The organism is Nocardiopsis lucentensis DSM 44048, from assembly GCF_000341125.1.
Taxonomy (GTDB): domain Bacteria; phylum Actinomycetota; class Actinomycetes; order Streptosporangiales; family Streptosporangiaceae; genus Nocardiopsis; species Nocardiopsis lucentensis.
Genome location: NZ_ANBC01000247.1, coordinates 1 through 4,128, shown reverse-complemented (window position 1 = coordinate 4,128; position 4,128 = coordinate 1). Strand labels below are relative to the sequence as shown.

The window sequence follows — 4,128 nt, the reverse complement described above, 5'->3', positions numbered from 1 at the left end:
GGCCCGCCGGTACCGGCGGCCCCTCTCTTCTGCGGGGGGATCGTTCGGGGTGAGGTGAGTCGGTCTACTCCTCGGCCGCGTCGGAGGCCTCCGCGTCCTCGTTCCGGGTCTCCTCGTCCTCGGAACCGGTGTCCGCCTCGTCCTCCTCAGCGGCGCCGTCGCCCTCGGAGTCCTGTTCGTCGGCCGCGTCCTGCTCACCGGAACCGGTGTCGGCGGCGTCGTCACCGGCGGGGGCGTCCATCGGGGCTCCGCCGCCCAGGAAGCTCATGTCCCCCGACTCGAGACCGGCCTCGACCACGGTCGCCGTCGCCGACACCGCGCCCGAGCAGGCGGCACCGGGCTCGGGGACGTCCGTGCCGCGTTCGAAGCGCTCGACGAACCGCTGGAGGGCCTCGTCGGAGGCGGTCTCCGCGGTGACCTGGCGACCCCAGCTGGAGGCGACGATGGGGGCGCCCGGTTCGCCGTCGTGGGGGCTGATCAGCAGGTAGTCGCCGGGGCTGTACATGGCCTCCAGGGCGTCGACCTCGTCCTGGGCCAGGTCGGGCGAGTAGTTGATCCACACCGCGCCGTGCTCCAAGGAGTGCACGCCGAGCTCGGGTGTCACCGGCTCGGAGTAGACGGCGCAGTTCTGCCAGTAGGCCCAGTGGTTGCCTCCGACCGGGGGGGTCTGCTCGTAGTCGACCCGCTCGCCCACGGTGACGTGCTCGTAGGAACCGACCTCGAATTCCTCCATCCCGGGAATGTTCCGACTCCGGATCTCCATGAAGACCGCGAAGGCGAGCAGACCCAGAACCAGTGCGGCGGCGGTACTGACTCCCGCGATGTTGAGGACCTTGCGACGCCGTTCCAGTCTGAGCCGTTGTTCCCGCATCTCCGCTGCTTTACGGCGCCGCTCAGCCGCCGTCTTCTTCTTGGCCACTGGGCCTCCTGGTACACATGCGGTCGTATGGGACTTATCTATCCTCTACTTTGACACCACAGCCGCGCGATTCGACCAGGATGGGTCCATGGGACACACAAGCGATACCTCGGCCGAAGTGACTGACGGAACCGACGGCGCGACGGACGAGACCGCGCGCGCGCAGGAGGCCCCGGAGGGGACGGACGGCGACCGCCCGGACGTCTCCCCCCGCCCGGCGGGACGGGCCGTCCCCCTGGGCATCACCGTGGTCCTGGTCACCCTCGCGCTGGTGGTCGGTTACCTCGTGGGACGCCCCTCCAGCCCACTGGACAACAGCGCCGACGCCGGGTTCCTCCGGGACATGAGCTCGCACCACGCCCAGGCCGTGGACATGTCGTACGTCATCATGGACAAGACCCAGGACCCGGAACTGCGGATCATGGCGGTCGACATCGCCCGCACCCAGCAGGGCCAGATCGGGATCATGCAGGGGTGGCTGACCATGTGGGGGCTGAACTCCCGCGGTTCCGAGCCCCCGATGACCTGGATGGAGGGGTCGGAGCACGACCACGGCGCCGGTGAGGGCGTCGTCCCGGAGTGGATGCCCGGGCTGGCCACCCCCGAGGAGATGGACGCCCTCCGGGAGGCCGAGGGCGTGGACGCCGAGATCCTCTTCCTGGAGCTGATGATCGCCCATCACGAGGGTGGAATCGACATGGCGGAGGTCGAGGTGGAGCTCGGCGGCGAGGAGCTCGTCACCGACCTGGCGCAGGGGATGGCCGACGCCCAGGAGAAGGAGATCAGGGCGATGGAGGCCATGCTGGCCGACCGCGGCGTGGACGTCGGGGAGGACACCGAGGAGGACTGAGCCGCGCGCTCCGCGCCGCGGAGTCGGCGCGCGCCCAGGGATGGGAGCGCTCCCCAACACTGGGTGTCGCACACCACACGACCCCGTGCCCACAACCACTCCACGCAGGGGACCAACCCCCCTCGCGGTCACGTTGATGCAGGTAGAAGCCCTGGGATAGGAACATCCGCCAGCCCGGGCGACCCGCTCGCCACACTCCCGACCCCTCCCCCGCCCCCCCGGGGGCAGCGCCGACCACGCGCTCCCACGGGGGGCGCCCTGTTTTACGACGCGGCGTAGCACTACAGTTTGTAGTACTACGGCCAGTCGGTACCTGAGAGGTGGGCATGGAAGCTCTTGATCTGGCGAGGTGGCAGTTCGGGATCACCACGATCTACCACTTCCTGTTCGTACCCCTGACCATCGGTCTGTCGCTCATCGTGGCCGTGCTTCAGACGTTCTGGTACCGGACCGGAAGGCACGAGTACCTCCAGGCGACCCAGTTCTTCGGCAAGCTGTTCCTCATCAACTTCGCCATGGGCGTGGTCACCGGGATCGTGCAGGAGTTCCAGTTCGGGATGAACTGGAGCGAGTACTCCCGCTTCGTCGGGGACGTCTTCGGCGCCCCGCTGGCGATGGAGGCCCTGCTCGCCTTCTTCCTGGAGTCCACCTTCATCGGCCTGTGGATCTTCGGCTGGCACCGGCTGCCGCGCGCGGTCCACCTGCTGTGCATCTGGCTGGTGGCGCTCGGCACCAACCTGTCGGCGTACTTCATCCTGGCGGCCAACGCCTGGATGCGCCGTCCGGTCGGCTACGAGGTCGACCCGGAGACCGGCCGCGCCCAGCTCACCGACATCTGGGCCGTCCTGAGCAACGACCAAGCCTGGTCGACCTACCTGCACACCGTGTCGGCGGCGTTCATCACCGCCGGACTGTTCGTCGTGTGCGTCAGCTGCTACAAGCTGTGGCGCAACACCCAGCGGGGCGACACCGGGGTCCCGGGCGCGGTCCCGCCCAAGGGCGACCGCGCCCTGTTCCGCGGCACGCTCAAGGTCGGGTTGGTCTTCACTCTCCTGGCCGGGTTGATCGTGGTGGTCTCCGGCGACCACCAAGCCAAGCTCGCCGCCGAGTACGAGCCGATGAAGCTGGCCGCCGCCGAGGCCCTGTGGGACACCGAGGAAGGCGCCGACTTCTCCGCCTTCGCCGTCGGCGACACCGAGGCCCGGTACAACCCCATCGACGTGACCGTGCCCAACGTGCTCAGCTTCCTGGCCACCGGGGAGTTCGACGGTGAGGTGCACGGGATGAACGACATCCAGGCGGCCTACGAGGAGGCGTACGGCCCCGGCGACTACACGCCCAACGTGTTCGTCGTGTACTGGGCGTTCCGCCTCATGATCGGCCTCGGAATGGCCGGGGTCGCGGTCGCCGCCCTCGGGCTGTTCCTGACCAGGGGCGACCGCTCGCCGCGGACGTGGTTCTACTTCCTGGGGATGCTCGCACTGCCCGCCGCGCTGGCGGCGAACATCCTGGGCTGGGTGCTCACGGAGATGGGCCGCCAGCCGTGGACCGTCCACGGCGAACTCCTCACCGCCGCCAGCGTCTCCCCCGGCGTCAGCCTCGCGACGGTCGCGACGAGCCTCGCCGTCTTCACCGCCCTCTACGGAGTCCTCTTCGTGGTCGAGGTCGGACTGCTGGTCAAGTACATCAAGGCCGGACCGTCGCACCTCGTCCCCGAGCTGGAGGACGACGAGGACGAGGCCCGCATCCCGCACTTCAGCTACTAGGAGCCGAGGACCATGGAACTGACCGTCATCTGGTTCGTCGCCATCGCGGTCCTGTGGACCGGATACTTCGTCCTGGAGGGGTTCGACTTCGGGGTGGGCACGCTGCTGCCCTTCATGGGTCGGCGCGACTCCGTCGACCGCCGGGTCGCGATCAACGCGATCGGCCCGGTCTGGGACGCCAACGAGGTGTGGCTGCTCACCGCGGGCGGTGCGATGTTCGCCGCCTTCCCCGCCTGGTACGCGTCGCTGTTCAGCGGGTTCTACCTGCCGCTGCTCATCATCCTGGTCGCGCTGATCGTCCGGGGCGTGGCCTTCGAGTACCGGGGCAAGCGGGACAGCTCGACCTGGCGTACCCGGTGGGACCGGGCGATCTTCTTCGGGAGCGCCGTCCCCGCGTTCCTGTGGGGCCTGATCTTCGCCAACGTCGTGCGGGGCGTGGCCATGGACGCCGACCACATCGTCACCGCCGGGCTCCTCGACCTGTTCAACCCCTACGGCCTGCTCGGCGGCGTGACCACGCTGTCGCTGTTCACGCTGCACGGAGCGGTCTTCCTGACGCTCAAGACCGACGGCCCGGTACGGGTCCGCGCCCG

General features: G+C 69.0%; 4 protein-coding genes. 3 read left to right on the top strand and 1 reads right to left on the bottom strand.

Annotation, left to right across the window (positions count from 1 at the left end):
- Positions 1-64: 64 nt before the first annotated feature.
- Positions 65-919, bottom strand: a complete 855-nt coding sequence (locus D471_RS33520; RefSeq protein WP_051059131.1) for a DUF3105 domain-containing protein — start codon at positions 917-919, stop codon at positions 65-67.
- Positions 920-1,037: 118 nt separating this feature from the next.
- On the opposite strand from D471_RS33520, the gene D471_RS0108330 reads away from it, so the two are divergent.
- From D471_RS0108330 to cydB, 3 genes are all read left to right on the top strand, one after another.
- On the top strand, positions 1,038-1,769 hold the full coding sequence (locus D471_RS0108330) for a DUF305 domain-containing protein (RefSeq protein ID WP_017598191.1): 732 nt from the start codon (positions 1,038-1,040) through the stop codon (positions 1,767-1,769).
- A gap of 326 nt (positions 1,770-2,095) precedes the next feature.
- Positions 2,096-3,535, top strand: coding sequence for a cytochrome ubiquinol oxidase subunit I (locus D471_RS0108325; protein ID WP_017598190.1), 1,440 nt, complete (start codon positions 2,096-2,098; stop codon positions 3,533-3,535).
- A gap of 12 nt (positions 3,536-3,547) precedes the next feature.
- Positions 3,548-4,128: cytochrome d ubiquinol oxidase subunit II (gene cydB, locus D471_RS0108320; RefSeq protein ID WP_017598189.1), on the top strand; the 581-nt coding region annotated here is incomplete at its 3' end.

Bases quoted from the DNA above. Each gene is read 5' to 3' on its own strand.
- D471_RS0108325 (WP_017598190.1), top strand. From the start codon at position 2,096: ATGGAAGCTCTTGATCTGGCGAGGTGGCAGTTCGGGATCACCACGATC.